Annotated in this window: 3 protein-coding genes; 2 read left to right on the plus strand and 1 reads right to left on the minus strand. The window is 71.7% G+C overall.

The features are described 5' to 3' along the window. Window positions 1-148: 148 nt before the first annotated feature. Entirely contained in the window at window positions 149-667 is a 519-nt protein-coding gene (locus AB0H81_RS43955; protein ID WP_358388207.1) for an adenine phosphoribosyltransferase, read from the plus strand. 175 nt (window positions 668-842) lie between these two features. Then, the gene (locus tag AB0H81_RS43960; RefSeq protein ID WP_358388209.1) at window positions 843-3,035 is read left to right on the plus strand and encodes a bifunctional (p)ppGpp synthetase/guanosine-3',5'-bis(diphosphate) 3'-pyrophosphohydrolase; all 2,193 of its coding nucleotides are present in this window, start codon (window positions 843-845) and stop codon (window positions 3,033-3,035) included. 145 nt (window positions 3,036-3,180) lie between these two features. Here the strand turns inward: AB0H81_RS43960 and AB0H81_RS43965 are convergent, their stop codons facing one another. Further along, a complete protein-coding gene (locus tag AB0H81_RS43965) occupies window positions 3,181-4,410 on the minus strand; it encodes a DUF349 domain-containing protein (RefSeq protein ID WP_358388212.1) in 1,230 nt (409 codons plus the stop codon). Between the last annotated feature and the right edge of the window lie 4 nt (window positions 4,411-4,414).

A 4,414-nucleotide genomic window follows, 5' to 3' on the forward strand; every position in this document is an offset into this window, starting at 1 on the left:
GTCCGCCCATCCCCGCGACGCCCGCCTGTCGCGACGACCCGCGCCCCGGCGGTCCCCGGCGCCACGGCCGTGCCGTGCCCCGGCCTCCGATGCGTCATCATGAAGCGCGCCGGTCCGCCGGACGAGCCCTGCCGAAGGAGTTCCTGACATGAGTGACCTGAGCACACTGATCCTCGACCGGATCAGGGACGTGCCCGACTACCCCAAGCCCGGAGTGCTGTTCAAGGACATCAGCCCGCTGCTGGCCGACCCCGTGGCGTTCGCGGCCGTCGTGGACGAGCTGGCCGCGCTCCACCCCGTCGACAAGATCGTCGGCATCGAGGCGCGGGGCTTCATCCTCGCCGCCCCCGTGGCCTACAAGGCCGGGGCCGGATTCGTGCCCGTACGGAAAAAGGGCAAACTCCCCTCCGAAACGCTCGAGGAGTCCTACGATCTGGAGTACGGCTCCGCGACCATCGAGGTCCACCGCGACGCCTTCAACCAGGGCGACCGGGTGCTCATCGTCGACGACGTGCTCGCCACCGGCGGCACGGCCGAGGCGACAGTGGAGCTCGTGCGCAGGGCCGGGGCGGAGGTCGTCGGCGTCGCCATGCTCATGGAGCTCGCCTTCCTCAAGGGGCGTGAGCGCCTCGAGGGAGTGGACCTGCGCTCTCTGGTGATCGTCTGAGCCGGACCCGCGGGAGGCCAGGTTTCGCGCCTGGATACACTGGGGGACCTGGACTCGAACATGAGGAGTCTGTGTGCCCCGTGATGTGGTCGTGCCCGACGTAACCGACGCAGGAAGTGCCGAGCCTGCCGGCGGCGCTCCTGCGACGCGTCGGCGCCGCTTTGGGGGTGGGGCCATGAACCCGGTGCTGGAGCCGCTGTTCCGCACGGTCCGTGCCACCCATCCCAAGGCCGACCTGCGCCTGATCGAGCGCGCCTACGAGGTCGCCGCCCACCACCACCGCGACCAGAAGCGCAAGTCGGGCGACCCGTACATCACGCACCCGCTGGCCGTCGCGACGATCCTGGCCGAGCTCGGCACCGACGACGAGACGCTGTGCGCGGCCCTGCTGCACGACACCGTCGAGGACACCTCCTACGGCCTGGAGGAGCTGCGCTCCGACTTCGGCGACACGATCGCCTCGCTCGTCGACGGCGTCACCAAGCTGGACAAGGTCAAGTTCGGCGACGCCGCGCAGGCCGAGACCGTGCGCAAGATGGTCGTCGCCATGTCGCGCGACATCCGCGTGCTCATCATCAAGCTGGCCGACCGGCTGCACAACATGCGCACCATGCGCTACCTGCCCGAGCACAAGCGCCACCAGAAGTCCCGCGAGACGCTGGAGATCTTCGCCCCGCTCGCCCACCGCCTGGGCATGAACACCATCAAGTGGGAGCTGGAGGACCTCGCGTTCGCGATGCTCTACCCCAAGCGCTACGACGAGATCGCGCGCATGGTGTCGGAGCGGGCCCCGCGCCGCGACCTGTTCCTGCAGGAGGTCATCGAGAAGGTCTCCGGCGACCTGCGCGACGCCAAGATCCGCGCGGTGGTCAAGGGCCGGCCCAAGCACTACTACTCCGTCTACCAGAAGATGATCGCCCGCGACGTCGCCTTCGACGACATCTACGACCTGGTCGGCATCCGGGTCCTCGTCGACAGCGTGCGCGACTGCTATGCGGCCCTCGGAACGATCCACGCGCGATGGAACCCGGTGCCCGGCCGGTTCAAGGACTACATCGCGATGCCGAAGTTCAACATGTACCAGTCGCTGCACACCACGGTGATCGGCCCCGAGGGCAAGCCGGTGGAGCTGCAGATCCGCACCCACGCCATGCACCACCGGGCCGAGTACGGCGTGGCCGCCCACTGGAAGTACAAGGAGGAGGTCGGCGCCCCCGGCCCCCAGGGCAAGGTCAAGCCGGGCAGCGACATGGCCTGGCTGCGCCAGCTCCTCGACTGGCAGAAGGAGACCTCCGACCCGGGCGAGTTCCTGGAGTCGCTCCGCTTCGACCTGTCGGTCTCCGAGGTGTACGTCTTCACGCCGCGCGGCCAGGTGGTGGCCCTGCCCGAGGGCGCGACGCCGGTCGACTTCGCCTACGCCGTCCACACCGAGGTCGGCCACCGCTGCATCGGCGCCCGCGTCAACGGCCGCCTGGTACCGCTGGAGTCGCGCCTGGGCAACGGCGACACGGTCGAGATCTTCACCTCCAAGTCGCCCGACGCCGGGCCGTCGCGCGACTGGCTGAAGTTCGTCAAGTCGGGCCGGGCCCGCAACAAGATCCGGCAGTGGTTCTCCAAGGAGCGCCGCGAGACCGCGATCGAGGCGGGCAAGGAGGCCATCGGCCGGGCCATGCGCAAACAGGGGCTGCCGCTGCAGCGGCTGATGTCCGGCGAGGCGCTGCTGGCGCTGGCCCGCGACCTGCGCTACCCCGACGTGTCGGCCCTGTACGCCGCCGTCGGCGAGGGCCACGTCGCCGCCCAGACGGTCGTGCAGAAGCTCGTGACCTCCATCGGCGGGGTCGAGAGCGCCGAGGAGGACATCGCCGAGACGTCGCTGCCCACGCGGCTGCGCGGCCGTCCCCGGGGCGGGGGCGGCGCGGGCGTGGTCGTCGCGGGCGACGCCGACGTGTGGGTGCGCCTGTCCAAGTGCTGCACCCCGGTGCCGGGCGACGAGATCGTCGGCTTCGTCACCCGGGGCCACGGCGTCTCGGTGCACCGGGCCGACTGCACGAACGTCCAGCAGCTCAAGGAGCAGCCGGACCGCCTGGTCGAGGTGAGCTGGTCGCCGGGCGACGACTCGGTGTTCCTGGTCGCGATCCAGGTCGAGGCGCTCGACCGGCCGCGCCTGCTGTCCGACGTCACGCGCACGCTGTCCGACCAGCACGTCAACATCCTGAGCGCCTCGGTCACCACCTCGCGTGACCGGGTGGCGGTCAGCAAGTTCACCTTCGAGATGGGCGACCCCAAGCACCTGGGCCACGTGCTCAAGGCCGTGCGCAACATCCAGGGCGTCTTCGACGTCTACCGCGTCAGCGGCGCCGGGAGCTGACGCCCCGCCTCACCGATCCGGCCGCCTCACCGTGTCCGGCCGGCCTCACCCGTCGGCGCGCCTCATGCGTGCAGGGGCCGCCGCCCGGGGTCCGGGCGCGCGGACACGCAGGCGACCCCCGTCGCCCGCGCGGGTCCGCGGCCGGTCAGCTGAACTCGGCCAGGGTGCGCTCGGCCTCCTCAAGCCACGAGCGGCGGGCCGTCAGGGCCTCCTCGGCCTCCTTGACGTCCTTGGCCCGGCCCGCGTCGCGCGCCTTGGCCAGGCGCTTCTCGAGCTGCTCGATCGAGGTGCGGAGCTGGTCGACGGTGCTCTGGGCGCGGGCGCGCGCCTCGGGGTTGGAGCGCTTCCACTCGGCCTCCTCGGCCCGGCGGACGGCGTCGTCCACCTTGCGCAGCCCGCCCTCCAGGCGGTCACGCTGGTCGCGCGGCACCGGACCGGCGGCCTCCCACCGCTCCACGAGGTGCCGCAGCGCCCCGCGGGCGGTACGGACGTCGGTGACCGGCAGGATCTTCTCCGCCTCGGCCAGCAGCTGCTCCTTGACCTCGGCGTTGGCCGCGAGCGAGGCGTCACGCTCGGCGAACACCGCCGAACGCGCCTGGAAGAACTGGTCCTGGGCGCCCTTGAAGCGGGCCCACAGCTCGTCCTCCACCTCGCGCGAGGCCCGGCCGGCGCTCTTCCACTGCTGCATCAGGTCGCGGTAGGCCGCGGCCGTGCCGCCCCAGTCGGTCGAGCCGGCGATGGCCTCGGCCTCCTGGACGATGCGCTCCTTGGTGGCGCGAATGCCCTCGCGCTGCTCGTCGAGGCCCGCGAAGTACTGCTTGCGGCGCTTGGCGAACGCGGTGCGGGCGGCCGACAACCGCTTCCACAGGGCCGCCTCGGTGACCCGGTCGATGCGGTCGGCGGCCTTCCACTCCTCGACGAGCTGGCGCAGCCGCTCGCCGCCGGACTTCCAGTGGGTCGTCTCGTCGGCGATGCGCTCGGCCTCGGCGACGATGCGCTCCTTGACCCCCCTGGCCTCGGCGCGGGCCTGCTCGCGGGCGGCCTTGACCTCCTCGCGGCGGTGCGCGACCAGCTCGGACAGGCCGTCGAGCCGGGCGGTCAGCGCGCCGAGGTCGCCCACCGCGTGCGCCTCGGCCACGGCCTCGCGCAGCTTGACGATGCTGGCCTCGGCCTGGGCCGGCGCCAGGTCGGTGCCCTTGACCCGCTGCTCCAGCAGCTGAACCTGGCCGGCCAGCTCGTCGTACTTGCGATGGAAGTACGCCAGCGCTTCCTCGGGTTCACCGGCCTGCCAGGAGCCGACGGCGCGCTCTCCCTCAGCCGTACGCACGTAGACGGTGCCGTCGTCGTCTACCCGGCCCCACGGGTCGGTGCTCACCGTG

It is taken from the genome of Nonomuraea sp. NPDC050691 (assembly GCF_040654455.1).
Taxonomy (GTDB): domain Bacteria; phylum Actinomycetota; class Actinomycetes; order Streptosporangiales; family Streptosporangiaceae; genus Nonomuraea.

Bases quoted from the DNA above. Each gene is read 5' to 3' on its own strand.
- AB0H81_RS43955 (WP_358388207.1), top strand. From the start codon at position 149: ATGAGTGACCTGAGCACACTGATCCTCGACCGGATCAGGGACGTGCCC.
- AB0H81_RS43960 (WP_358388209.1), top strand. From the start codon at position 843: ATGAACCCGGTGCTGGAGCCGCTGTTCCGCACGGTCCGTGCCACCCAT.